The sequence below is a fragment of the Paenibacillus sp. FSL R7-0189 genome (assembly GCF_037969925.1).
Classification (GTDB): Bacteria; Bacillota; Bacilli; order Paenibacillales; family Paenibacillaceae; genus Paenibacillus_AQ; species Paenibacillus_AQ odorifer.
The window spans coordinates 3,325,037-3,350,065 of the sequence record NZ_CP150223.1; the positions used below are offsets into that span (position 1 = coordinate 3,325,037).

A 25,029-nucleotide genomic window follows, 5' to 3' on the forward strand; every position below is an offset into this window, starting at 1 on the left:
GGATTACTTATGTCTAAATACGAAACGGTCATCGGCTTGGAAGTTCACGTAGAGCTTCATACCAACTCCAAAATCTTTTGCGGATGCTCCACTGAATTTGGAGCCCCACCTAACACTCATACCTGTCCTGTCTGCTTGGGTCACCCCGGCGTATTGCCAGTGCTCAACAAACAAGCGGTAGAATACGCTATGAAAGCAGCGATGGCGCTAAATTGCACCATTGGTGATGTTAGCAAATTCGACCGCAAGAACTATTTTTACCCGGATTCACCAAAAGCTTATCAGATTTCACAATTTGATCAGCCTATCGGGCTGAACGGTTGGATCGACATTGAAGTTAATGGAGAGACCAAACGGATCGGCATTACTCGTCTTCATTTGGAAGAGGATGCAGGTAAGCTTACGCACGTAGATGGCGGTTTTGCCTCGCTTGTCGATTTTAACCGGGTGGGAACACCGCTTATCGAAATCGTATCCGAGCCTGATCTGCGCTCTCCTGAGGAAGCTCGTGCTTATCTGGAGAAAATCCGTGCGATTATGCAGTATTGTGACGTATCCGATGTCAAGATGGAAGAAGGATCGATGCGCTGTGACGCGAACATCAGTCTACGCCCAGAAGGACAAGAGGAATTCGGCATTAGAGCAGAGCTTAAGAACATGAACTCCTTCCGCGGTGTATTGCGTGGACTGGAGTATGAACAATATCGTCAGGCTGAGATCCTGGATGATGGTGGAGTTGTTGTGCAAGAGACTCGCCGCTGGGATGAAGCACAAGGGAAAACATTATCGATGCGCGGGAAAGAAGAAGCACATGATTATCGTTACTTCCCGGACCCGGACTTGATCGTTCTGCATATTGATGATGCTTGGAAAGAATCCATTCGTTCAACGATTCCAGAACTTCCGGATGCACGGAAAGCTCGTTATAGCGAGGAACTGGGCCTGACAGCTTATGATGCAGGCGTCATTACATCCTCTAAACTGTTAGCGGACTTTTTCGAAGGATGTCTTGCCTATACGCAGGATGCCAAGGCTGTAGCTAACTGGATTATGGGTGACTTGCTTGCCTATTTGAATGGTAATAATCTGGAGTTGTCGCAGGTACAAATTACACCACAAGGGCTAGGCGAGATGATCGGACTGATTGCAGCCGGAACCATCAGCAGCAAAATCGCTAAAACAGTATTTAAAGAAATGCTAGAGAGCGGTAAACTGCCAGCTGTTATCGTTGAGGAAAAAGGTCTGGTGCAGATCAGCGATGAAGGTGCTATTAAAGGGATTGTGGAAGCAGTCGTAGCCGCCAATCCGCAATCTGTGGAAGATTATAAAGCAGGTAAACAGAAAGCAATCGGCTTCCTGGTCGGACAAGTTATGAAAGAAAGTAAAGGTAAGGCGAATCCGGGTCTTGCTAATAAACTTCTCATCGAGGTATTGAGCAGCTAAACGCTTGTCGTCCATAAAAGGACGCCGAAGGCGTTTATACTTGGGGTAATATACTTATGTAATAAGCTAAGGGCTTGTCGGCAACGGCAGGCCCTTAGCGGCATATAAGGGGACTGGTTAGGATGAATACAATTAACAAGCTAAATCTGCAGGATGAAAGCACCGTTAATGAATTATGGAGTCTTCAGCATAAGGCCTATAGACTGGAAGCTGAACTAATCGGCTTTCGTGAAATTCCACCTTTGATGGAGACGAGAGAAATGCTGAGCAGCTCTAAAGAGGATTTTTATGGCTGCTTCGATAAAGATGAGGAACTAATGGGTGCTGTTGCTGTAGAGGAAGAATCTCCTGGCAAATTGACGATTACACGAATGATGGTGGGGCCGGACTTTTTTCGCAGAGGTATTGCTAGCCATCTTTTGGAATATGTATTTGAGCATTTTGCAGGGATGGAGCAATTCATTGTGTCGACAGGCAAAAAGAATACACCCGCCGTTTCGTTGTACAGTAAACATGGCTTTATGCCCACCGGTGTGGAGGAAGTCGCTCCAGGAGTTGAATTGATTGAATTTCATCGGAGTGGTTCTCTTTGAAAAAAGATATTCATAGACAACTATTTACGAAAGGAGGAGTCCAAAATGAAACATGACTCTGCAATGCTCCCAGAGCAGGAAGAACTGCAAGATTCTGTTGATATAGAGACTAAGGAGAGTGAGATACAGAAGAGGATTATTCCTCCGCGTCCGAAGCGGCGCCACCGCAAACGTAAATTTATCGCTGGACTGCTGGCAGCTCTCATCCCTGGGACGGGGCATTTGTATTTTGGGCTTCTCCGAAAAGGGATCACCTTCATCTTTCTAATTCTTTTGGATATCTCAGCTTTATTGTATTTCTCATCCATCGGGATGCAGATTAATGTTCCACTACTTATTTTACTTGCGCTCATTATTCCGGCGATCTATTTTTATAACGTGTATGACGTATTGCAATCAGCGGATAGGCTTCTTCGCTTCCCAGAGGATCATGAGCTTGATATCCCTGTGACCAAAGCAAACGTGGCTCCTAAGCGTCGTAGTATCGTCAGCGAGCCTGGGATATCCTTTGGGCTCTTACTGCTATTAGGGGGCGCCCTGCTTATTCTGTTCCGGCAAAAACCAACATGGCTCCAGTTCTTTATTGAACATTATGCTGAAATGGCTGTATCTGTCATTATAGTATGCGGTGGCTTATTTATAGGAGCTAGAGAAATTGCCAGAGCAGTTGTGCAGCGTAAAGACAATGAACCTCGCAAGCGGCGCGTAGGAAGATATACGGCTTCTGTATTGCTGATAGCTATTTCTGTTCCTTTGTTTTTGGATTGGAGAGAGGGAACTGACTATATGCTCCTGCTCTTGAAGTGGTGGCCAGTCATCCCGGTGTTATGGGGGATTGAGTTCCTGCTGATGTTTATCTTCTCTAACCGTTCAGCCAAGGGAACCAGAATCAGATTGGATTTACGTGGGCTTTTATCCGCTATATTGCTAGCTGCGAGTGTATTTATTGTTGCGGAGCAAGAACATTATTTATATCTATGGAAAAATGTCAGTCTTAATCTGACGGCAGCAGCAGTGGATTATGGTGAGGCTAAAGGCAGCAAATATCAGAAAGCCCCGCTAATTGTTCCGGTGGAATTAAATACAGCCAAAATATCTATTGATAGTATTAATGGCGATATTTTATTGCATCGCGCTCCAGTGGATGATATTCAAATTACGACGACAGTTTGGGTAGATCAGTTGGATGGGCCGATGGCTGAAGCTATTTCAGAACAGTCCTTTGTGGACGTTGTTGAAGGGCCCAACATAAAAATAACCTCAAATAGCAAGGCTTATGGAGAATCCGGCAAACGCCAGCCACGCATGGATTTAGACATTTACTTGCCGGAGGATCGCCGCTTTAACCTCGATGTTCGCACCATGAATGGCGGGATCACATTGCAGAATGTAGAAGCCATTGAAGACATTTCTCTGGAAACGGGGAATGGAGAGCTGATCCTTCATCGTATCTTTGGTAATGTTAAGGGAAAAACACTGAATGGAGCTGTCCGTGCCAGATCTGTTCAAGGCAGCGTTGATTTAACAACGAGCGGAGGCAATATGAATGCTTGGGATGTTACCGGTGCTTTGAAATTATCGACGGCTGTCGGCAATATTAGTGCGATCGGAAATAGCAATGATATCGATATTACTACCAAAAACGGTAATTTAGAGGTGGATGGAGCCAGATCTAAGCTACATGCCGAATCTCTAAATGGTACCATTGATGTTCGCTCTTCAGATGTCGCTGGAGACTGGGATATTTATAGCGCAGTTGGTGATATTCAATTGTATTTGCCAGTGTTAAGCAACTATACAGTGAATGGTTCCAGTGGATATGGTGATATTACTTCAGATTTGCCTGAACTTACAATTGATAAGAAAAAAGTATCAGGTGAAGTGGGGACCGGTGAGTTCAAGCTTCATGTTGAAGGAAATAGCAATCTAAATGTTAGGAAATATTGAAAAAAGTAATTTTTCTTATATAATAATAAATATAATGTATAGACTTCGTTGACAACATTGAAAAACCAGTCTTACAATCTTAAGAAGTACTTCTTTTATTTTTAAATTCAAAAGGCGGTGACAGTAATGGGGAGTGGAGTACAACATGCACTGGAACAATTAAAGACAACAGGTGTCCGTATAACGCCCCAGCGTCATGCGATTCTTACGTATTTGATGGAAGCAATGAATCATCCTACAGCTGACGATATATACCGGGCGCTAGAGCCGAAATTTCCGAGCATGAGCGTTGCAACTGTATATAATAATCTCAAGATGTTTATGGAAGCCGGCATGGTTCGCGAGTTGACCTACGGGGATAGTTCCAGTCGTTTTGATGCCAATGTATCTGATCATTATCATGTCATCTGTCAGCTATGCGGTAAGATTGAAGATTTTAGTTATCCATCGCTTCATGATGTAGAGATACATGCGGAGCAGGAAACGGGCTTCAAAATTACGGGTTTGCGTATGGAATTGCATGGAGTTTGCAAATGTTGCAGAGAGAAGCAACAATAAGACAGAATACTACAGTACTCAAGGGCGTATAGCCAAGCTACACAATAAACGTGTGAAATCCGAAAGCGGAGGACTCACGTTTTTATTTTTTTAAAAATAACAAAATATAGTGAAAATGACTAACTTATACTGGTTATCCGGAACCAAGTGGATGTTATAATCGTATTGTTAGACTTAACTTAAAATCATCTAGTATTTGGAGGATATATTTTGGACAGAAGATATAGACAAAAACGCGTTAAAAAGCGCGGAGGTCTTTTCCGACGCTTTTTTGGACTTTTGCTCATTGCGGCAGCAGCTTATTGGGTTGTGTTTTTTGTATTGCCAAATCGCCAGCACATCGATCCAGACTGGAAAGGCCTAGAACATCCTATCTTCGTAAAAGGAGAGCTAACAGGATATTCCGCATCAGGGACCGGTGATAGCATGCTCTTGCCTTTACCATTACTGCAGGAACATGTGGACTCCTCTATTCGTTATGAAGAAAAGACTAAATCGGTCATCCTATCAACGGAAAGTGAACTTCTATATATGCAAGAGGATAAAACCGATGCTAGTCTGAACAATCGTCCGCTGCAGCTGCGGCTGGCACCTGAAGTTAAGGAGAAGATAACCTATCTTCCTGCAGATGTATTAGAGGACCTTTATGGATTTGAAATTGAAGAGGATACGACCACCGGGGCTGTGCTGTTAATGACAGCAGGGGAGACTGTACCTCTGGGGAAAGTGAAAGGTGAAGCGGGAGATAAGACAGTCGCTCTTCGCAACGAAGCATCGATTCACGCACCCATCGTGGCGGATATGTCCCCGGGAGCCAGTGTGAGTATTTGGAATAAGGAAAATGAGGACTGGCTGTATGTGCAGTTAAGCAGTGGTTACGCGGGTTATGCCAAGGCTAGTGATATTATCTCGGACGGTCAAAAGACAGTGGAACCCAAAAGCACCACTCCCTCACGGGCAGAACGAAGCTGGAAAGGGAAGTCAGTAAATCTGTATTGGGAAGCTGTTTATCAACGTAAACCTGATCCAAGTACATTCGGTGAGCTTCCAGGGGTTAACGTGGCTAGCCCGACTTGGTTCAGTATCATAGATGGTGATGGAAATGTGCGCAGTCAGGCTGACAGTGCGTATGTGCAATGGGCGCATGAGCGCGGGTTGGAAGTGTGGGGGCTGCTCAGCAATAGCTTTGATCCGGACATAACCACTGAGGCATTGTCGAGCTATGAGAAGCGGATGAATGCGATCGTACAGATCCTCGAGTATTCAGATTTATACAAGCTGGATGGAATTAATATTGACTTTGAGAATGTATATACGAAAGACGGGGAGAATGTTACACAATTTATGCGAGAGCTAAAACCTATGGCTCAAGCCAAAAACTTAATCGTCTCCATAGACGTAACCCCTAAATCCAACAGTGAGATGTGGTCAGCTTTCCTTGATCGTAAGGCTCTTAATTCAGTGGTTGATTATCTTATTGTTATGGCTTATGACGAGCATTGGGCGGCTAGTCCTATCGCGGGCTCTGTTGCGTCTCTGCCGTGGGTAGAAAGCTCGTTAAACCGGATCATAGAGGAAGACGATGTACCGCCTGAGAAGCTGATTCTGGGGATTCCACTGTATACTAGAATCTGGACTGAGGCCCAGGTAGATGGCAAGACCAAAGTAAGCTCTAAATCGGTTAGTATGAATGCCGTTGAAAAAATTATTAAAGAGAAGAAGCTAACCCCAACCTTTGATAAGGCAGCTGGGCAGAATTACGTTGAGTATAAGGAAGATGGCGCTCTTAAAAAAATATGGATCGAAGACAATGTTTCCTTAAAAGCTAGAGTTGAGCTTGCTAAGTCTTTAGGGCTTGGTGGCATCGGTTCATGGAATCGCAGCTTTAGTAATCTGTCTGCATGGGAGGCATTACAAGGAATTCATAAGTAATTATTATTTCATTCATAATAAACAAAGGGGCTCCCAATACGGGGGCCCCTTTGTTGTATTAAGCAAATGTTTGATTGCATTATAAATCGCTAGTAATAAGCTTCTGTAAGATGTGTTTTATTGATTAAGCTGCTGACTCTTAAGTTGTTCCGCAGTAATATTGGCCTCAGCTGGATCCATAGTAAGGATGGTATGGCAGAACATACAGCGGTCTGTTTTGCCCAGCATTTTGGTCAGCTTGTGACATTCAGGGCATTCCAGTTGGACTGCGCTAGTTGACAGCATCCCAGCCCAGAAATAGATTGCAAGACTTGCCATCATTGAGATTAAACCGATTACAAGACCGATTCCAGCGAATACTTTTCCAGTTGAGCCCCAAAACACGATGCCCGCTGTACCCAAAACCATAAGTCCCATTCCGAGCATTGTGAGCAGTAATCCCCATGTGCGAAAAGCGTTGATCTTAGCCGTTTTAAACTTCATGAGTGTTTGCTCCTAACTAAATATAGTTGGGTTGTCCAGAAGGAACTGTCTTTCATATGTAGAATAATAATTATAACTGAATTATAACTGACTGGACGCAAAATCGCCAAATTTAATGGAGGGAAGCATGGAACTGTCCAATGTAACTTTGTTGAGTGGAGAAACGTTTGATGAGAATGTTTTAGGAGCGGTCGTTTTGCGGCAGAATGGGGATATTCCGTTTCAAAGCGCACTTCTTCAAGATTTTGATATGATAGTGTTAGTATTGCATGAAGAACAGGATAGAGAGCATATTGTTCGCCATACCATTGCCGGTGACCAACGGACCCAGTCAGTCCATATCGGCCTATTTGCTTTGGAGCAGGCTGTTATGGCAGGGGATAATAACGAACTTCTTATCAGTTTGATGAGGGGGGAAGTGATCTGGGACCCCAAGGGAATACTCGAGGAAATGCGCAGCGAGATATTGCAGTTTGAAGGACCGATCAAGGAACGGGTCGCATTTATGGAGTTTGCCCGCTTTTTGCATATGTATGTGAAATCCAAGCGCTATATAGAGGCTGGCTTTATTATGGATGCTTACAACTGTGTATTGATAGCCTTATATCATTGGGCAAGAATAGAAGTGAGTGAAGTGGGTGCTTTCCCCGAGCCAGCTATTTGGGAGCAGGTTAAAAGCATGAATACCTCTGTTCATAAACTTTATGAGGAGTTAACGGTCAGTACTGAGACCTTAGAGCAACGTGTGGAGCTTGTGCTTCTTGCATGTGAATTTGGGATTATGTCCAAAATGACGGACTGTTGTCTATTGCTCTTTAATATTTTGAATAGCCGTAAGGAAGCATGGAGCATTAAAGAATTACTGCAGCATTCAGGTCTGAGTCAATTAGAGTCTGAACTACCCCTTGTTTTACGAAAGCTGGTTTCTCGTTCGCTAATCCGAGAGATTACATCTTGGGCTGATGTTCACGAGGGAGAAGGGCATGCGATCCGCTATACATTATAGAGATGAATTAGATACAGTAGAAGATGTTTAATTATAGAGAGATGAGCAAGGATAGGGAGAGGCTGAGCACTCTCTTTTTTATTTGTTTACTAATATGAAACGCTCATATTTATTCAGAAAAATTAATGGTTGACTCTTTCCTTGGTCATGTGTTAAATTATAACTCGTCCCTCTGACACAGAGATGTGCTTTCGAAAACATTCGAAAGACAACCGAAAAAAGAAATTAAAAAAAAGGTTGACTAAAACGAGGGTGCTGTGATATATTATAAAGGTCGCTGCTGAACAACACATCGACGAAATAAACGGCTTGATCTTTGAAAACTGAACAACGAGTGAGTAGGAAATCACGCAAGTGAAATCCAAAATTAGAGAATTAATTTTCTCGTCAGATGTTTCAAAATGAGCATATCGCTCTTTTCAATACTAATTGGAGAGTTTGATCCTGGCTCAGGACGAACGCTGGCGGCGTGCCTAATACATGCAAGTCGAGCGGAGTTACTTTGAAAGCTTGCTTTCAAAGTAACTTAGCGGCGGACGGGTGAGTAACACGTAGGCAACCTGCCCTTCAGACTGGGATAACTACCGGAAACGGTAGCTAATACCGGATAATTTCTTTTTTCTCCTGAGAGAAGAATGAAAGACGGAGCAATCTGTCACTGAGGGATGGGCCTGCGGCGCATTAGCTAGTTGGTGGGGTAACGGCCCACCAAGGCGACGATGCGTAGCCGACCTGAGAGGGTGAACGGCCACACTGGGACTGAGACACGGCCCAGACTCCTACGGGAGGCAGCAGTAGGGAATCTTCCGCAATGGGCGAAAGCCTGACGGAGCAACGCCGCGTGAGTGATGAAGGTTTTCGGATCGTAAAGCTCTGTTGCCAGGGAAGAACGTCCGGTAGAGTAACTGCTACCGGAGTGACGGTACCTGAGAAGAAAGCCCCGGCTAACTACGTGCCAGCAGCCGCGGTAATACGTAGGGGGCAAGCGTTGTCCGGAATTATTGGGCGTAAAGCGCGCGCAGGCGGCTATTTAAGTCTGGTGTTTAAACCTTGGGCTCAACCTGAGGTCGCACTGGAAACTGGGTGGCTTGAGTACAGAAGAGGAAAGTGGAATTCCACGTGTAGCGGTGAAATGCGTAGATATGTGGAGGAACACCAGTGGCGAAGGCGACTTTCTGGGCTGTAACTGACGCTGAGGCGCGAAAGCGTGGGGAGCAAACAGGATTAGATACCCTGGTAGTCCACGCCGTAAACGATGAGTGCTAGGTGTTAGGGGTTTCGATACCCTTGGTGCCGAAGTTAACACAGTAAGCACTCCGCCTGGGGAGTACGGTCGCAAGACTGAAACTCAAAGGAATTGACGGGGACCCGCACAAGCAGTGGAGTATGTGGTTTAATTCGAAGCAACGCGAAGAACCTTACCAGGTCTTGACATCCCTCTGAATCTGCTAGAGATAGCAGCGGCCTTCGGGACAGAGGAGACAGGTGGTGCATGGTTGTCGTCAGCTCGTGTCGTGAGATGTTGGGTTAAGTCCCGCAACGAGCGCAACCCTTAACTTTAGTTGCCAGCAGGTAATGCTGGGCACTCTAGAGTGACTGCCGGTGACAAACCGGAGGAAGGTGGGGATGACGTCAAATCATCATGCCCCTTATGACCTGGGCTACACACGTACTACAATGGCCGGTACAACGGGAAGCGAAGCCGCGAGGTGGAGCCAATCCCATCAAAGCCGGTCTCAGTTCGGATTGCAGGCTGCAACTCGCCTGCATGAAGTCGGAATTGCTAGTAATCGCGGATCAGCATGCCGCGGTGAATACGTTCCCGGGTCTTGTACACACCGCCCGTCACACCACGAGAGTTTACAACACCCGAAGTCGGTGGGGTAACCCGCAAGGGAGCCAGCCGCCGAAGGTGGGGTAGATGATTGGGGTGAAGTCGTAACAAGGTAGCCGTATCGGAAGGTGCGGCTGGATCACCTCCTTTCTATGGAGAATCGTTCTCTGCAATGAGGACATTCAAATCGGAAGCTAAGCTTCCAAAACTCAGGTTTAGGCCTGTTACTCACTCGTTGCTCAGTTTTGAGAGTTTAAGCTCTCAAGTAAGACTTGATCCTTGAAAACTGGATACCGAAACGAATTTGCGTTTTAGAACATCTTTTAGCAACTTGTGTAAACAAGTAAATGTTATTAGTGAGATTTTTCTTCGGAAGAATCAAGGTTAAGCTAATAAGAGCACACGGAGGATGCCTAGGCGCCAGGAGCCGACGAAGGACGTGGCGAACAACGAAACTGCCTCGGGGAGCTGTAAGCAAGCTTTGATCCGGGGGTGTCCGAATGGGGAAACCCAGCTGTGGTAATTCGCAGTTACTCATACCTGAATACATAGGGTGTGTAGAGGCAGACCAGGGGAACTGAAACATCTAAGTACCCTGAGGAAGAGAAAACAATAGTGATTCCGTCAGTAGCGGCGAGCGAACGCGGAACAGCCTAAACCTAAGAGCTTGCTCTTAGGGGTTGTGGGACGTCTCACATGGAGTTACAAAGGAATATGGTAGGTGAAGAGGTCTGGAAAGGCCCGCGATAGAGGTAAAAGCCCTGTAACCTAAACTGTGTTCTCTCCGAGACGGATCCCGAGTAGTGCGGGGCACGTGAAACCCCGTATGAATCCAGCAGGACCATCTGCTAAGGCTAAATACTACCTGGCGACCGATAGTGAAACAGTACCGTGAGGGAAAGGTGAAAAGCACCCCGGAAGGGGAGTGAAATAGAACCTGAAACCGTGTGCTTACAAAAAGTCAGAGCCCGATCTATGGGTGATGGCGTGCCTTTTGTAGAATGAACCGGCGAGTTACGTTTAACATGCAAGGTTAAGCCGAGAAGGTGGAGCCGCAGCGAAAGCGAGTCTGAATAGGGCGATTGAGTATGTGGACGTAGACCCGAAACCGTGTGATCTACCCCTGTCCAGGGTGAAGGTGCGGTAACACGCACTGGAGGCCCGAACCCACGTACGTTGAAAAGTGCGGGGATGAGGTGGGGGTAGCGGAGAAATTCCAATCGAACTCGGAGATAGCTGGTTCTCCCCGAAATAGCTTTAGGGCTAGCCTCGGTATAAGAGTAGTGGAGGTAGAGCACTGATTGGGTGCGGGGTCCGCAAGGATTACCAAGCTCAGTCAAACTCCGAATGCCATATACTTATTGCCGGGAGTCAGACAGTGAGTGCTAAGATCCATTGTCAAAAGGGAAACAGCCCAGACCATCAGCTAAGGTCCCCAAGTGTGTGTTAAGTGGGAAAGGATGTGGAGTTGCACAGACAACCAGGATGTTGGCTTAGAAGCAGCCACCATTGAAAGAGTGCGTAATAGCTCACTGGTCGAGTGACTCTGCGCCGAAAATGTAACGGGGCTAAACACACCACCGAAGCTATGGCTAGATACTATGTATCTGGGGTAGGGGAGCGTTGTGTAGGGGTTGAAGGTGTACTGAAAAGAGCGCTGGACACTACACAAGTGAGAATGCCGGTATGAGTAACGAAAAGATCAGTGAGAATCTGATCCGCCGAAAGCCCAAGGTTTCCTGAGGAAGGCTCGTCCGCTCAGGGTAAGTCGGGACCTAAGGCGAGGCCGAAAGGCGTAGTCGAAGGACAACAGTTTGAAATTACTGTACCACCGTAATCCGCTATGAGCGATGGGGTGACGCAGGAGGGTAGTGACGCGGACTGATGGATGTCCGTCTAAGCAGTGAGGCTGATGTGTAGGCAAATCCGCACATCATTAAGGCTGGGCTGTGATGGGGAGCGAAAATTATAGTAGCGAAGGTCATGATCTCACACTGCCAAGAAAAGCCTCTAGCCAGGAGAAGGTGCCCGTACCGCAAACCGACACAGGTAGGCGAGAAGAGAATTCTAAGGCGCGCGGAAGAACTCTCGTTAAGGAACTCGGCAAAATGACCCCGTAACTTCGGGAGAAGGGGTGCCCCGGTAGTGTGAATAGCACGAGGGGGCCGCAGTGAAAAGGCCCAAGCGACTGTTTAGCAAAAACACAGGTCTGTGCGAAGCCGCAAGGCGAAGTATACGGGCTGACGCCTGCCCGGTGCTGGAAGGTTAAGGGGAGTGGTTAGGGGTAACCCGAAGCTATGAACCGAAGCCCCAGTAAACGGCGGCCGTAACTATAACGGTCCTAAGGTAGCGAAATTCCTTGTCAGGTAAATTCTGACCCGCACGAATGGCGTAACGACTTGGGCGCTGTCTCAACGAGAGATCCGGTGAAATTTTAATACCTGTGAAGATGCAGGTTACCCGCGACAAGACGGAAAGACCCCATGGAGCTTTACTGCAGCTTGATATTGAATTTGGGTACGATCTGTACAGGATAGGTGGGAGCCGTAGAAATCGGAGCGCAAGCTTCGGTGGAGGCGCCGTTGGGATACCACCCTGATCGTATCTAGGTTCTAACCTAGTGCCCTAATCGGGTACGGGGACCGTGTCAGGCGGGCAGTTTGACTGGGGCGGTCGCCTCCTAAAGAGTAACGGAGGCGTTCCAAGGTTCCCTCAGAATGGTTGGAAATCATTCGCAGAGTGCAAAGGCATAAGGGAGCTTGACTGCGAGACCTACAAGTCGAGCAGGGACGAAAGTCGGACTTAGTGATCCGGTGGTACCGCATGGAAGGGCCATCGCTCAACGGATAAAAGCTACCCTGGGGATAACAGGCTTATCTCCCCCAAGAGTCCACATCGACGGGGAGGTTTGGCACCTCGATGTCGGCTCATCGCATCCTGGGGCTGAAGTAGGTCCCAAGGGTTGGGCTGTTCGCCCATTAAAGCGGTACGCGAGCTGGGTTCAGAACGTCGTGAGACAGTTCGGTCCCTATCTGTCGTGGGCGCAGGAAATTTGAGAGGAGCTGTCCTTAGTACGAGAGGACCGGGATGGACGTACCGCTGGTGCACCAGTTGTTCCGCCAGGAGCATGGCTGGGTAGCTACGTACGGACGGGATAAGCGCTGAAAGCATCTAAGCGTGAAGCCCCCCTCAAGATGAGATTTCCCAATTAGTAAGACCCCTTGAAGACGACGAGGTAGATAGGTTGGAGGTGGAAGTGCAGCAATGCATGGAGCTGACCAATACTAATCGGTCGAGGGCTTATCCTATACTTAGAATGCAGATTCGTTTCGGATTCAGTTTTCAGGCGATTAAGCCTGGTATGAATATTCCCTGATAGCTCAGTTGGTAGAGCACTCGACTGTTAATCGAGTTGTCACAGGTTCGAGTCCTGTTCGGGGAGCCATATGGAGAGGTGTCCGAGTTTGGCCGAAGGAGCACGATTGGAAATCGTGTAGGCGCCACAAGCGTCTCGAGGGTTCGAATCCCTCTCTCTCCGCCACAAATTTTTAATTAGTATGGCCCGTTGGTCAAGGGGTTAAGACACCTCCCTTTCACGGAGGTAACATGGGTTCGAATCCCATACGGGTCACCAAATTTTCACTTGATTTATCCTAGTGGACTTTGGTACAATAACAATTGTTGTTTATGGAGGCTTAGCTCAGCTGGGAGAGCATCTGCCTTACAAGCAGAGGGTCGGGGGTTCGATCCCCTCAGCCTCCACCATAACATATTTTTACTGACGCGGGGTGGAGCAGCCCGGTAGCTCGTCGGGCTCATAACCCGAAGGCCGCAGGTTCAAATCCTGCCCCCGCAACCAATTAACTTAAGCAATTATATCTTTTGGAACCGTGGTGTAGTTGGCCTAACATGCCTGCCTGTCACGCAGGAGATCGCGGGTTCGAATCCCGTCGGTTCCGCCATTTTCATCATGGCTCGGTAGCTCAGTCGGTAGAGCAGAGGACTGAAAATCCTCGTGTCGGCGGTTCGATTCCGTCCCGAGCCACCATTTATCATCACAAAAGAATGAGTGCCATGCCGGTGTAGCTCAATTGGTAGAGCAACTGACTTGTAATCAGTAGGTTGGGGGTTCAAGTCCTCTCGCCGGCACCATCCTTGGAGGATTAGCGAAGTGGCCAAACGCATCAGACTGTAAATCTGCTCACGTAAGTGTTCGGTGGTTCGAATCCATCATCCTCCACCAGTTTTTAGGGGCATAGTTTAAAGGTAGAACAACGGTCTCCAAAACCGTTGGTGTGGGTTCAATTCCTGCTGCCCCTGCCAAGTTTTTTCTAAAGTTTAATATGGCGGCCGTGGCGAAGGGGTTAACGCACCGGATTGTGGTTCCGGCATTCGTGGGTTCGAGACCCATCGGCCGCCCCATTTTCTTTAAAATGAATAATGGCGACAATATCAACTTAATATGGCGACTGTGGCGAAGGGGTTAACGCACCGGATTGTGGTTCCGGCATTCGTGGGTTCGAGACCCATCAGTCGCCCCATTTACTTTAAAATGTTATTGGGGATTAGCCAAGCGGTAAGGCAACGGACTTTGACTCCGTCACTCATAGGTTCGAATCCTATATCCCCAGCCATTTTATGCGGACGTGGCTCAGCGGTAGAGCATCGCCTTGCCAAGGCGAGGGTCGCGGGTTCGATTCCCGTCGTCCGCTCCAAAATTTACATGGCGCCATAGCCAAGTGGTAAGGCAAAGCTCTGCAAAAGCTTTATCCCCAGTTCAAATCTGGGTGGCGCCTCCATTTAGTTCATATGTGCCGGCGTGGCGGAATGGCAGACGCGCTCGACTCAAAATCGAGTGGGAAACCGTGGAGGTTCGAGTCCTCTCGCCGGTATCTTAAAAAGGTTAGTAAGATTGCTTTTATAAGCAATCTTACTAACCTTTTTTCTTTATGTTCTTAGTTTTACAGGATTAAGCCGTTGAATAGAGGAGTTTCTCTATTTCAACGGCTTTTTTTAATCTGATTAGTGATTAACCTGATTGATTATTAATGCGGAATGCTCGCGGGGTATGACCTATTTCTCGTTTAAACATATTGCAGAATTGGGCATCGTTCACAAAACCTGCAGCAGCAGATACTTCAGAGATTTGCATCTGAGTATGACGTAATAGAGATTTTGCATACTCCAGGCGTTTTAACAGCAAATACCGCAGGGGTGAGGACCCGAAACGTTCTTTAAATAGATGGCGAAAACGATCGTAGCTATATCCGGACATTTCTGATAGTGTTTCGACGGACAATTTATGGCGATAATGCTCATTCATATAATTAAGGACATATTGTACTCGATCTTCTGTTGGGGATTGATATCCAGAGGCACTAAGAAGCCTCATAAGATGGACGGTAATCTCGCTCATTTGTAGGTTTAGAAGCTCAGAGAATCCGTCTTGCTTACGTGTAAACTCTGCTTTCATTCGCAGCAGGATTTGAAGAACGGTCTGATCTTTATCATCTTCATATACGCCGAGCAGATTACTCATATTAGGGTGTACCGAGTGGAAGCCTACAAATAATACATTTGCATCCTCACGGTGGTGCTCGTCATGTTTATGATTGGGTGGCACAAGCGCGAAAGAAGAGGAGCGAAAATGGTAACTTCGTGGGCCAACATTGGTTGTCCCTACCCCCTGTAAATAATAGACCAGTTCGTAGCATTCATGCTGGTGTGGAGGGATATAAGTATTTAGCTCATGTGTGGCACTTACAATATATAGAACACGATCCATGATGATCCTCCAATACTTATGTTTTAGCCGAATCGTACAAAACTATGACCGAAATCATATAATTATTTTTAATAATATTTGTTATGATCGTATCAATAAATCCGAAAGTTCGCAACCTGACTGGCCATCTCGTTCGGAAATAAAGCGGATTATTAATAATAATGGTATTTTTATTGCTATTTTTGAGCCTAAACGTTAAATTTATTACTTTTAATGATACTTTATTTGGAAAAAAGAGAATTTCCATTTGAACCGTGAATTATACAATGGGTGAAGATGGGGATTCTGCCGGATTACTAACCAACTAAAATTAGGGGTGGAATAGAGTAATGAATAAAAAAGTTCTTTCTTTGTTGTTATTAATGGTGATGGTTCTGGTCACAGCATGTGGGAATAACACGTCCAATAACGGTTCTTCTGCGAATACTGGATCAAACGCTGCTGAGGGTGGAGAAAAAGGTTCAGGGGATAAACTCAAGGTTGTATTGCTGATTCCGGGGACACTTGGGGATAAATCATTTTTTGATTCCGCTAATAACGGCTTGCAAAAGGTTAAGAATGAACTAGGTGCAGTAACAAAGGTTGTTGAAATGGGCGTTGATAAAACGAAATGGGAGCCTACATTTAACGATATCGCTTCCGAGGATTGGGATGTAATTATTTCTGGCGGTTCTGAAATTACAGAGATGTTTAATGCAACGGCAGAATTGTATCCAGACAAAAAATTCATTAATTATGATACCGACATCGATGAAGCACCAGATAACATGTACAACATGTCTTATGCGACAAATGAAGTATCTTTCTTGGCAGGTGCCGTAGCAGCATTAGCTACACAATCGGATATGCCGAATGCTACCCCTGAGAATGTGATTGGGTTTGTGGGCGGTATGGATATTCCGGGGATTAATGCTTTCTTGGTCGGCTACATTCAAGGTGCTCAGTATGTTGATCCTGATGTAAAAGTGGCTGTGTCGTACGCTGGTGATTTTGTTAACCCGGCAAAAGGTAAGGAACTGTCTCTAATTCAATATAACTCCGGTGTGGATGTTATTTTTAACGTGGCTGGGGGTACAGGTCTTGGGATCTTTGACGCAGCTAAAGAGAAGAAAAAATATGCAATCGGTGTAGACTCCGATCAGGCAATGTTGATTAACGATACGGATAGTGAAAAAGCAAATCTAATCGTTACTTCATCTATTAAAAAGATTGATACGGCTATTCTAGGTGCAGTGAAGAGATTGCAAGAGGGTACGCTAGAAATGGGCAAACGTGATGTGTTGAGCTTTGTAGATGATGGTGTAGGTATTGCTGAGAATGATATTTATAAAAATGTATTCCCGGCTGATCTTCAGGCCAAGGTTGAAGAAGTGAAGCAAAAGCTGATCAATAAAGAAATTAAAGTGGATAATGCGATGGGGATGGAAACTGCAGAGGTAGAAGCTATTCGTAACGCAGTTAAGCCTTAAGCTTTAAATCTTAAGATCAGCTCTATAGAGATAAACCTACAGTTGGAGATTCTTCTAGTCAGGGGAATTCCAGCTGTATATTTTTGCAGACCTCCAAGTTGAAAGGCGTTGAGACCTATGTACAAAGCTCTGCTGGAAATGCGGGGAATTACCAAGGTATATCCCAATGGCGTCGTTGCAAATAAAGACGTGCATTTTTCTTTACGTGAGGGAGAAATACATGCGATTGCAGGTGAGAACGGTGCTGGTAAATCGACTTTAATGAAAATTATGTTCGGCATGGAAGAGCCAAGTGAAGGCGAGATCTATATCAAGGGTGAAAAAGTGAAGCTGCAATCCGCTCAGGACGCCATTGATAGAGGCATCGGCATGGTCCACCAGCATTTCATGTTGGTACCTTCGTTTACGGTGGCAGAGAATATGGTGCTGGGTATGGAGCCGCGCAGAGGAGTTGGCATTAATTATGCCGAGGCTGTGCGCATGACGGAAGAGACCGCAAGGAAATACAATCTGGCCGTGGATCCTAAAGCAAAAGTAGAGGATCTTACAGTTGGGATGAAGCAAAAGGTTGAGATTCTTAAGGCGCTGCTGCGTGGTGCGAAAATTCTGGTGCTTGATGAGCCGACTGCGGTGTTGACTCCACAGGAAACAGAGGAATTGTTCCGCGAGCTTAAGCAATTAAGGGAACAGGGTCATACGATAGTTTTTATTTCGCACAAATTAAAGGAAGTCAAAGCGATTTGCGACAGAATTACGATTATGCGCAGCGGCCGTAGTGAAGGTGTTTTTCAAACACAGGATGTGACAGAACAGGAAATCTCGCGACTAATGGTCGGCAGAGACGTCGTGCTGAAATATGACAAAGAGATTCTGGCTGTTAGTGAGCCAGTACTAACGGTGCAGGGACTCAGTGTGAATGATGCAGATGGCAAAGCATTATTGTCGGATATCAATTTTGCGGTACGTGGTGGGCAGATCGTTGGGATTGCTGGTGTAGAAGGCAACGGGCAGACACAGCTCATTGAAGCTCTTACAGGTAGCTTGAGAGGTGTCTCAAGTCAGGGCTCTGTACTAGTGAAGGGAAAGGATATCCGTGAATCGGATATTTTGGATATTCGTAAGCTAGGCGTTTCCTATATACCGGAGGATCGGATGCGGCAAGGGATCGCTAGTGAGGCAAGCATAGCTGATAATCTGCTATCTACTCAGTATCGTACAAAAGCAATGAATAAAGGTCTTTTTTTGAATGGCTCACGAATTGCCAAGCTAGCAGTATCCCTTGTAGAGGAATTTAAAGTCCGCTGTTCAGGACCTTCTCAGCCCATAGGAATGTTGTCAGGTGGTAACATGCAGAAGGTAGTCGTAGCTAGAGAGTGTTCGACTGAACCGCAGCTGCTTATTGCAGAACAGCCGACACGGGGTGTGGATATAGGCGCAGCCCAGTTTATACATCAAAAGTTGTTGGAATTACGTTCAGACGATTGCGCGATTTTGTTAGTGTCGGCAGATTTGAATGAGATCTTGGAGATCAGCGATAGTCTGTTAGTGATGTACGAGGGTAAGATTGTTGCCTTTTTCGAGGAGCCATCTAAGGTTAGTGAGGAAGAATTAGGTCTTTATATGCTGGGGATTCATCGACAGGACGAGGAGCACATCGGGAGGGCCGTAAATCATGTTTAAAGTTAAATATTTTGAGTACATTCGGACATCGGCGGTAATCGTTATTGCACTCGCTATTGCCTTTCTGATCATCTCTTTGGTCAGTAATCAGCCTGTGAAGACGATTGGTATATTCCTATTAGAGCCGTTATCCAGTAAAGGTCATATTGGTAATGTGATTGAGATGGCGATTCCGCTCATGTTCACTGGGTTGGCAGTATCCTTGTTGTTTCGAGCCAATATGTTCAACCTGGGAGCTGAAGGGATTTTCTATTTCTCCGGTGTTGTAACTTCCGTATTGGCTATTCATTTAACGTTGGACGGCTGGCTGCATCCGATGGTAGCTATTGCTGCAGGTTCAATTGTTGGAGCCTTGCTCTCGGCAATACCTGGTATTCTGAAGGCAAAATGGAATGCTAATGAGTTGGTTACATCCTTAATGTTCAATAATATTTTGTTCGGAGTAGGGCTATACCTACTGAACTATCATCTACGTGATGCTAAAGCTTTTGCCAATGTATCCTACAAATTCGAGAAAACGGCACTGCTGAGTAAAATGGTCTCGGGCACCCGGATTCATACCGGTCTTATTATCGTTATCGTGCTTATTATTGCAGCTCATCTATTCCTATACAAAACGAAATGGGGATATGAGCTGCGCATGACAGGCATCAACCGGGACTTTGCCCGTTATTCCGGTATGAAGACAGCCAAGGTTATTATTCTCGTTCACTTGATTGCAGGTTTTATCGCAGGTATGGGGGGTTCCGTAGAAGTGCTGGGGATGTATAACCGTTTCCAATGGACGTCACTGCCTGGTTATGGTTTGGATGGTGCCCTTGTAGCGATGTTAGCCAAAAATAATCCGCTGTCCGTAATCGGCTCTGCATTGTTCCTAGCGTACATTCGAATTGGGGCTGACATGATGTCGCGACTGTCTGATGTACCTTCAGAGATGATCTCAATTATACAGGCAATTATCATTCTTCTGATTTCGGCTGAGCAATTTCTGAAGTTCTGGAAAAATCGGATGCTCTTGAAGGAGGCGAAGGAAGCGTGAATAGTTTGTTTGATGTAATTTTTACAACTGACTTTGCGTTCTCTGTCCTTCGCGTGACGACTCCGATTCTGTTCGCCGCGCTCGGCGCACTCATCTCCAACCGTGCAGGGATCATTAACATTGGGATGGAGGGCATCATGCTTGTTGCCGCTTTAGCGGGTGTCATCATAAGCAGCTATACGCATAGCGCGTGGGTAGGTCTGCTTGGGGCGGTGCTGTCTGGAACATTGATCGCTGGAATATTAGCTTTTTTCACCCTGAAATTCAAAACACATATCATTCTCGGGGGTGTGGCCATTAATATGTTCGCTTCGGGAGGAACTGTGTTTATCCTCTATCTGCTTAGTGGCGACAAGGGTTCTTCCACTTCTCTGGCGAGTAAAGTTTTGCCTAGTGTCCAGATTCCTTTGTTGAAGGATATCCCGGTGCTTGGACCTATTTTATCGGGGCATCACATTCTGACGTATGTTTCTATATTGGCTGTGTTTGTTGTCTACTATCTATTAAATCGTACACCGCTTGGACTGCGCATTCGTTCAGTGGGCGAAAATCCACATGCGGCTCAATCCGTGGGTGTAAGTGTTGTGAAAATACAGTATATGGCTTTGCTGCTTAGCGGATTTTTTGCCGGTTTAGGCGGTGCTTATATGTCGATGGGGTATTTGTCACTGTTTACCCGCGATATGATCGCTGGCCGGGGCTGGATTGCCATTGCCGCTGAGTCGATGGGAAGAAGTACGACCGTAGGCACGGCGCTGACCTCTTTATTATTTGGTACTGCAGATGCATTGTCGAATGCTCTACAGGTGTTGAAGATTCCTGCGGAGCTAATCGCTACTCTACCTTATGTAGCCACAGTAATTGGACTTGTGATCTACGCAGTATCTGAGACACGAAAAAAGAATAAAAAACTTAAAAGCCCGCTAGTTAAATAGCGATTGAAATGATTGATACACAGACAAGGAGTGAGTAACTATGCCAACACCTATTATTATTGACTGCGATCCAGGGCATGATGACGCAATAGCGATACTGCTTGCCATAGCAAATTCGGAGAAGTTAGATCTGCGCGGGATTACAACGGTTGGTGGAAACCAAATTTTAGATAAAATCACGGAAAACGCCCTGAAGGTGATCAGCTTCGTGAATGCTGACATTCCTGTAGCTAAAGGGGCTGCTGGCCCACTGTTCGGCAAGCTTGTTACAGGTGAGGAAGCGCATGGTGAATCGGGCATGGATGGGCCGCTTTTGCCCCCAAGTAAATTCCGCCCTGTAGAGCAGGGTGCTGTGGAGTTTATGCTGAATATCATCCGTTCTTCAGAGGAGAAGATTACGCTCGTGCCGATGGCTCCTTTAACAAATATCGCACTGCTAATCACGGCTTATCCAGAGATTAAAGACAGAATTGAAAAAATCTCACTGATGGGCGGAGGTATCTCTTATGGGAATGTCACCTCTACTGCGGAGTTTAATATCTATGTAGATCCTGAAGCAGCCCGTATTGTGTTTGAGTCGGGGATTCCGATCACAATGAGTGGTCTGGATGTGACCGATAAGGCTGCTATTTTTGAAGATGAGATCCTAGCATTGAAAGAGCGGGGACCAGTGTCTACAATGGTCGGAGAATTGCTGGATTTCTATTCGATTTACGGTAAAAAAATGGGCTATGTCGGCAGTGCGCTGCATGATCCATGTGCTGTTGCCTGGCTGCTGCATCCGGAACTATTTGAATTTGAGCATCTATATGTAACGGTGGAGACAGAAGGCAAGCTGACGCGGGGAATGACAGTTGCAGACAGACGGAAGAAGACGGATCGTCCAGCGAATGTGCAAGTATTGGTGGGAGTTGACCGGGAAGCATTTATGAAGCTGATCTTTGATTCACTGGAAAAGCTTGATCAAGAGCTGCTGCTAGCGGCTGAAGGGAAGTAGCCTATGGCAGGATGGGAGAGACTTCAAGAGACCGTGCAGTTTGAAATTGCTCAGCGTGGAGAAGAAGGTTGCGAGATTGATGGGTTCGCGGATAAGCTAGCGGCTGCTGGTGCTGAGGAGCTCAAGCTGATGCAGGTATACAATGAGCTAATGGAGCTTACGATCAGTGAGGATTTTCCGTATCAAGAGCCATCCTCTCTGGAGGAGATTCGTCAACTACGTCCAGAAGGCCCACGTAAGCTTGAGGCGGACTGGAGCGAAGCGGAATGGAGAGATAAGTTCTATGGAGCCTGGCTCGGTAGAAGTGTCGGCTGCGCACTCGGGAAACCGCTGGAGTATTGGGACTATCTCTATGGGAAAGATGGCCGTCCGGGCTGGGAGAATATTGAGCTATGGTTTCAGGGTGCGGACGCCTGGCCAATTACTGGCTATACGCCTGGGCATTCACGGGCAGAGGCTGAATATGGTCTTGGCTTAAGCGAATGGACACATGCCAGTACCCGCGAGACGATCAAGTATATGGAAAGCGATGACGATATTCGTTACACTGTCCTGGGTCTTATGCTGCTGGAACAGAAAGGTCTGAACTGGGATTCTTGGGATATCGGAAAGCTGTGGCATACACATTTAACATATAGTCAGGTGTGCACGGCGGAGACACAGTCATATATGAATTTTGCGCAGGAGACCTCTCATCTGCATGGCGAGAAGCCTGCGGATTGGCTGGTGCGGCAGGAAAGAGTGCGGATGCACTTAAACCCTTACCGCGAGTGGATTGGTGCCGCTATACGCGCAGATGGACTGGCTTATGGTGCAGCAGGTTATCCTGAGCTTGCGGCAGAATTAGGCTGGCGTGATGCTTCATTTTCACATGTGAAAAATGGCATCTACGGTGAGATGTTTAATGCGGCGATGATATCGGCAGCTTTTGCAGAGAAGGATAATGAACGGATCCTAGAGATTGGCCTTAGTGAGATTCCGCGTACCAGTCGTCTTGCCAGTGATGTTTTGCGGGGGATAGATATTGCGCAGAAGGCCAAAAGCGAGCGGGACTTGGTTCGTAACATTTGGGATACTTTTAGCCACTATGATGCGGTCCATACAAATAATAATGCTGCTCTTGTAGCCGCGTCGCTTGTTTATGGCGGGAATGATTTTGAAAAAACAGTCGTCACTTCCGTATACGGTGGAATGGATACAGACTGTAACGGGGCAACTGTGGGCTCAATTATGGGAGCGAAGCTTGGAGCAAGTAAGTTGCCGGCTTCATGGATTGAACCGCTTCACGATACGTTATATGCGGATCTGCCCGGATTTCATCCGATTGCGATTTCGGAATGTGCGGAACGCAGCTACCAAGTGTTCTTGAAGATTCGCAGAGAGCTTGGCGAAAAGGCATAAAAGATTTAGCGAGTATGGGACTCGATAGATCAGGGATTCAGGGATTACTATATGAATTATGGGATGTCTTAAGCTACCGGCTTAGACATCCTTTTTTGCGTAACAGCAGGTCTTTAAATCACACTCCAACGAACCAAATGTAGCTTTAACTGCATTTCATACACTAAAAAAAACCAAATATGGCTATATTAACAGTGGAGCGTTTAGTGGTGGGGCAATAGGAGAATCATGATTTCAAGAGGGAAGGATTACCTTTGCTAACCCTTTTTATTTTGTTAATAAATGTGTAAAAAGAGCCCGGTATAAAGGGTTTTTAGGTTTTTATCAAACTTCCTGGTATATCATTTAAATAAAAATGATGACACAGCAGAAGAAATGTCTTATTATTTAAGGAGATTTTTAATAAAACAGATTTTAGAAAATTGTAATACAATGTCTCACTTCATGGAGGTTCATTATATAAGGGAAAGGAAGGGGGAGCTTCTAATACTGTCGCTGAGTCGGGTAAGTAAAGGGTTCAAGCTGAAGGAAGGCATCTATCAGGCTGTGGATGAGGTATCGCTGGAGGTAAAGCAGGGATCCATTCACGGGATCATTGGTGAGAGTGGTGCGGGGAAATCTACGCTGCTGCGACTGATGAATCTTCTGGAACAGCCGGATCAGGGAACGGTTACTGTAGATGGCCACAACCTGACCGAAATGCCTAGTAAAGCACTGCGTAAAGCAAGGCAAAAGATTGGAATGATCTTTCAACAATTTAATCTTGTTTATAACGTCACAGTAGAGCGGAATGTTTCGATCCCGCTGGAGCTGGCAGATGTCCCAAAGCATGAACGAATGAAACGTGTGAAGGAGTGTCTGGATTTTGTTGGACTGGCAGATAAGGCAAAACAATATCCGGCACAGCTCAGCGGAGGACAACGTCAGCGTGTTGCGATTGCCCGCGCGCTAGTGAACAGTCCGGGAATATTGCTATGTGACGAGCCAACGTCCTCTCTGGACCCAGGAACCACTACTGATATCTTGAACGTGCTGAAGCATGTGAATTCAAGTCTTGGAGTAACGGTTGTTATTGTTACGCATGAGATGGATGTTGTCAAAAGCATATGTACTCATGTATCGGTGATGGAAAAAGGGCGCATTGTAGATTCATTCTCTCGTGAAGACGGTGAATTCCGTCCAGCAGCAGCCAGCACCGGGACATACCGCGATCAGATTCTTGGTAAAGCGGGGGAAGGTCATGTTTGACAGTGTACTTCAATATCAGGCACAGATGTGGGATTCGATCGGTGAAACCTTTGTGATGGTTGGTATTTCTGTTGGGGCGGCAGTACTGCTGGGGCTTCCGCTGGGCACCTTGTTGTTTTTTTTCCGAAAAGGGCAGCTTTATGAGAATACAACGTTGTCTCTGGTGCTCAACAGTATCGTTAATATTATCCGCTCGTTTCCGTTCCTGCTGCTGGTCGTTGCGCTAATTCCAGTCACTCGTTTCCTGGTCGGGACCGCCATTGGGACGATTGCAGCAGCGGTTCCATTATCTATAATCGCTATTGCCTATTATGCTCGGTTAGTGGAGCAGTCGTTGCTGGAGGTTCCTAAAGGGGTCATTGAAGCAGCATTATCGATGGGAGCCTCGAGGCTGGGCTTGATCTTTAAATTTTTGTACGTGGAAGCTCGTTCGGGTCTAGTCCTTGGACTTACTACTTCTACAATTAGTTTTATCTCCTTCTCGACCGTGATGGGAGTTGTTGGTGGGGGAGGGGTTGGTGATTTCGCTATCCGTTATGGTTATCAGCGTTTTGAGACGGAAGTGATGATCTATGCCATTCTAGTGATGATTGTATTGGTCCAATTGGTTCAGTTCACTGGGGGGACTATCGCAAGGCTGTTGGATAAGCGTTAATACAAAATAGTTCAATATATAAAC

Annotated in this window: 16 protein-coding genes, 16 tRNA genes and 2 rRNA genes; 32 read left to right on the top strand and 2 right to left on the bottom strand. The window is 46.3% G+C overall.

Translation table 11 applies throughout. The features are described 5' to 3' along the window. Window positions 1–9 precede the first annotated feature (9 nt). From gatB to MKY63_RS14510, 5 genes are all read left to right on the top strand, one after another. Window positions 10–1,443, top strand: coding sequence for an Asp-tRNA(Asn)/Glu-tRNA(Gln) amidotransferase subunit GatB (gene gatB, locus MKY63_RS14490; RefSeq protein ID WP_172628862.1), 1,434 nt, complete (start codon window positions 10–12; stop codon window positions 1,441–1,443). A 122-nt stretch (window positions 1,444–1,565) separates the two neighbouring features. Then, the gene (locus tag MKY63_RS14495; RefSeq protein WP_036680161.1) at window positions 1,566–2,036 is read left to right on the top strand and encodes a GNAT family N-acetyltransferase; all 471 of its coding nucleotides are present in this window, start codon (window positions 1,566–1,568) and stop codon (window positions 2,034–2,036) included. A gap of 45 nt (window positions 2,037–2,081) precedes the next feature. Beyond that, window positions 2,082–3,983: a DUF4097 family beta strand repeat-containing protein gene (locus MKY63_RS14500; protein WP_235219439.1), complete on the top strand. Its 1,902-nt coding sequence runs from the start codon at window positions 2,082–2,084 to the stop codon at window positions 3,981–3,983. 126 nt (window positions 3,984–4,109) lie between these two features. Further along, on the top strand, window positions 4,110–4,541 hold the full coding sequence (perR, locus tag MKY63_RS14505; protein WP_036680160.1) for a peroxide-responsive transcriptional repressor PerR: 432 nt from the start codon (window positions 4,110–4,112) through the stop codon (window positions 4,539–4,541). Window positions 4,542–4,751: 210 nt separating this feature from the next. Beyond that, window positions 4,752–6,473 (top strand): glycosyl hydrolase family 18 protein, encoded by a 1,722-nt coding sequence (locus MKY63_RS14510; protein WP_339279474.1) that lies wholly within the window; start codon window positions 4,752–4,754, stop codon window positions 6,471–6,473. A gap of 117 nt (window positions 6,474–6,590) precedes the next feature. Here the strand turns inward: MKY63_RS14510 and MKY63_RS14515 are convergent, their stop codons facing one another. Next, on the bottom strand, window positions 6,591–6,956 hold the full coding sequence (locus tag MKY63_RS14515; RefSeq protein ID WP_036680151.1) for a DUF2614 family zinc ribbon-containing protein: 366 nt from the start codon (window positions 6,954–6,956) through the stop codon (window positions 6,591–6,593). Between the two features lie 127 nt (window positions 6,957–7,083). On the opposite strand from MKY63_RS14515, the gene MKY63_RS14520 reads away from it, so the two are divergent. From MKY63_RS14520 to MKY63_RS14610, 19 genes are all read left to right on the top strand, one after another. Beyond that, window positions 7,084–7,962 (top strand): nucleotidyltransferase-like protein, encoded by an 879-nt coding sequence (locus MKY63_RS14520; RefSeq protein ID WP_036680149.1) that lies wholly within the window; start codon window positions 7,084–7,086, stop codon window positions 7,960–7,962. A gap of 426 nt (window positions 7,963–8,388) precedes the next feature. After that, window positions 8,389–9,946, top strand: a 16S ribosomal RNA gene (locus tag MKY63_RS14525). Between the two features lie 232 nt (window positions 9,947–10,178). Further along, window positions 10,179–13,104 (top strand): 23S ribosomal RNA (locus MKY63_RS14530). Together the 16S and 23S rRNA genes with 16 tRNA genes alongside form the textbook arrangement of a ribosomal RNA operon. A gap of 61 nt (window positions 13,105–13,165) precedes the next feature. Further along, window positions 13,166–13,241: transfer RNA gene (locus MKY63_RS14535), tRNA-Asn, on the top strand. A 3-nt stretch (window positions 13,242–13,244) separates the two neighbouring features. Beyond that, a tRNA-Ser gene (locus tag MKY63_RS14540) sits at window positions 13,245–13,337 on the top strand. An 18-nt stretch (window positions 13,338–13,355) separates the two neighbouring features. Continuing rightward, window positions 13,356–13,430 (top strand) — tRNA-Glu (locus tag MKY63_RS14545). A gap of 55 nt (window positions 13,431–13,485) precedes the next feature. Next, a tRNA-Val gene (locus tag MKY63_RS14550) sits at window positions 13,486–13,561 on the top strand. Window positions 13,562–13,578: 17 nt separating this feature from the next. After that, window positions 13,579–13,655, top strand: a tRNA-Met gene (locus MKY63_RS14555). A 25-nt stretch (window positions 13,656–13,680) separates the two neighbouring features. Then, window positions 13,681–13,758: transfer RNA gene (locus MKY63_RS14560), tRNA-Asp, on the top strand. A 10-nt stretch (window positions 13,759–13,768) separates the two neighbouring features. Further along, window positions 13,769–13,844, top strand: a tRNA-Phe gene (locus MKY63_RS14565). Between the two features lie 28 nt (window positions 13,845–13,872). Further along, a tRNA-Thr gene (locus tag MKY63_RS14570) sits at window positions 13,873–13,948 on the top strand. A 5-nt stretch (window positions 13,949–13,953) separates the two neighbouring features. After that, window positions 13,954–14,039, top strand: a tRNA-Tyr gene (locus tag MKY63_RS14575). Between the two features lie 6 nt (window positions 14,040–14,045). Beyond that, window positions 14,046–14,119 (top strand) — tRNA-Trp (locus tag MKY63_RS14580). A gap of 23 nt (window positions 14,120–14,142) precedes the next feature. Further along, window positions 14,143–14,218 (top strand) — tRNA-His (locus MKY63_RS14585). Between the two features lie 43 nt (window positions 14,219–14,261). Further along, a tRNA-His gene (locus MKY63_RS14590) sits at window positions 14,262–14,337 on the top strand. 18 nt (window positions 14,338–14,355) lie between these two features. Continuing rightward, a tRNA-Gln gene (locus tag MKY63_RS14595) sits at window positions 14,356–14,430 on the top strand. Window positions 14,431–14,436: 6 nt separating this feature from the next. Further along, window positions 14,437–14,511 (top strand) — tRNA-Gly (locus MKY63_RS14600). 10 nt (window positions 14,512–14,521) lie between these two features. Continuing rightward, window positions 14,522–14,595 (top strand) — tRNA-Cys (locus MKY63_RS14605). 14 nt (window positions 14,596–14,609) lie between these two features. Beyond that, window positions 14,610–14,688 (top strand) — tRNA-Leu (locus MKY63_RS14610). Window positions 14,689–14,825: 137 nt separating this feature from the next. Here MKY63_RS14610 and MKY63_RS14615 read toward each other — a convergent pair. Continuing rightward, entirely contained in the window at window positions 14,826–15,581 is a 756-nt protein-coding gene (locus MKY63_RS14615; RefSeq protein ID WP_076213729.1) for an AraC family transcriptional regulator, read from the bottom strand. Window positions 15,582–15,910: 329 nt separating this feature from the next. On the opposite strand from MKY63_RS14615, the gene MKY63_RS14620 reads away from it, so the two are divergent. The 8 genes from MKY63_RS14620 to MKY63_RS14655 all read left to right on the top strand — a co-directional run bounded on the left by MKY63_RS14620 (window position 15,911) and on the right by MKY63_RS14655 (window position 25,005). Continuing rightward, window positions 15,911–17,050: a BMP family ABC transporter substrate-binding protein gene (locus tag MKY63_RS14620; protein WP_076213726.1), complete on the top strand. Its 1,140-nt coding sequence runs from the start codon at window positions 15,911–15,913 to the stop codon at window positions 17,048–17,050. Window positions 17,051–17,167: 117 nt separating this feature from the next. Beyond that, window positions 17,168–18,730 (top strand): ABC transporter ATP-binding protein, encoded by a 1,563-nt coding sequence (locus MKY63_RS14625; RefSeq protein ID WP_036685571.1) that lies wholly within the window; start codon window positions 17,168–17,170, stop codon window positions 18,728–18,730. Beyond that, window positions 18,723–19,769, top strand: a complete 1,047-nt coding sequence (locus MKY63_RS14630) for an ABC transporter permease (RefSeq protein WP_076213720.1) — start codon at window positions 18,723–18,725, stop codon at window positions 19,767–19,769. Before MKY63_RS14625 ends, MKY63_RS14630 begins: the two co-directional genes overlap by 8 nt. After that, entirely contained in the window at window positions 19,766–20,704 is a 939-nt protein-coding gene (locus MKY63_RS14635) for an ABC transporter permease (RefSeq protein WP_036685567.1), read from the top strand. Before MKY63_RS14630 ends, MKY63_RS14635 begins: the two co-directional genes overlap by 4 nt. Before the next feature lie 40 nt (window positions 20,705–20,744). Continuing rightward, window positions 20,745–21,701 (top strand): nucleoside hydrolase, encoded by a 957-nt coding sequence (locus MKY63_RS14640; RefSeq protein WP_076213717.1) that lies wholly within the window; start codon window positions 20,745–20,747, stop codon window positions 21,699–21,701. Between the two features lie 3 nt (window positions 21,702–21,704). Further along, the gene (locus tag MKY63_RS14645; RefSeq protein ID WP_076213714.1) at window positions 21,705–23,102 is read left to right on the top strand and encodes an ADP-ribosylglycohydrolase family protein; all 1,398 of its coding nucleotides are present in this window, start codon (window positions 21,705–21,707) and stop codon (window positions 23,100–23,102) included. A gap of 486 nt (window positions 23,103–23,588) precedes the next feature. After that, window positions 23,589–24,350, top strand: a complete 762-nt coding sequence (locus MKY63_RS14650) for an ATP-binding cassette domain-containing protein (RefSeq protein ID WP_081384339.1) — start codon at window positions 23,589–23,591, stop codon at window positions 24,348–24,350. Beyond that, on the top strand, window positions 24,343–25,005 hold the full coding sequence (locus tag MKY63_RS14655; RefSeq protein ID WP_076141817.1) for a methionine ABC transporter permease: 663 nt from the start codon (window positions 24,343–24,345) through the stop codon (window positions 25,003–25,005). The genes MKY63_RS14650 and MKY63_RS14655 overlap by 8 nt, the downstream gene beginning before the upstream one ends. Window positions 25,006–25,029: the final 24 nt, after the last annotated feature.